This window comes from Alkalibacterium sp. s-m-28, from assembly GCF_054658175.1.
Map to the genome: position 1 here is coordinate 1 of NZ_BAAGIQ010000256.1, position 535 is coordinate 535.

Below are 535 nucleotides of genomic sequence, written 5' to 3' on the forward strand. Positions count from 1 at the left end.
GTAAATAACCTATTTCATCAATGATCAAAAGATCATATTTGGCATATCGTTTCAGAACACGATCGACGGTCCCTTTTTCAAAGGCAGAACGAAGACGTAAAAGTAATTCATGACAACTGATAAACAGTGTACGGTAGCCTTGATGACATGCTTCAATTCCTAATGCGATGACAAGGTGTGTTTTCCCTACACCAGGGTTTCCAATGAAAACTAAGTTGACTACTGCCACACATTTGTACCACTGGGGGGGGCGGACATAATCTTGGACTACTATAAGACAGGAGAATGTCCATGTACTCTTACCAAGAAAGAATGACAGCTGTGAAGCTTTATATCAAATACGAGCACTCTTTAACGTCAGTCATTCAAGAACTAGGCTATCCTTCTTCAAAAGCTCTATATAAATGGTTTCACTAGTGTTGCATAAAACTTAGAATAAATGATTTCCATAGATTGTTACTTTCGTCACAAATGGTTTTCGTTAAAATTTCCAAAAAAGTCAAGTGCTGGCGCAAGGGATGACTTTTTCCAGAAA

General features: G+C 38.1%; 1 pseudogene. It reads right to left on the reverse strand.

The window, feature by feature from the left end:
• A pseudogene (locus ACYQ4S_RS12210) lies at positions 1-217 on the reverse strand (ATP-binding protein); the annotation flags it as partial.
• Positions 218-535 lie beyond the last annotated feature (318 nt).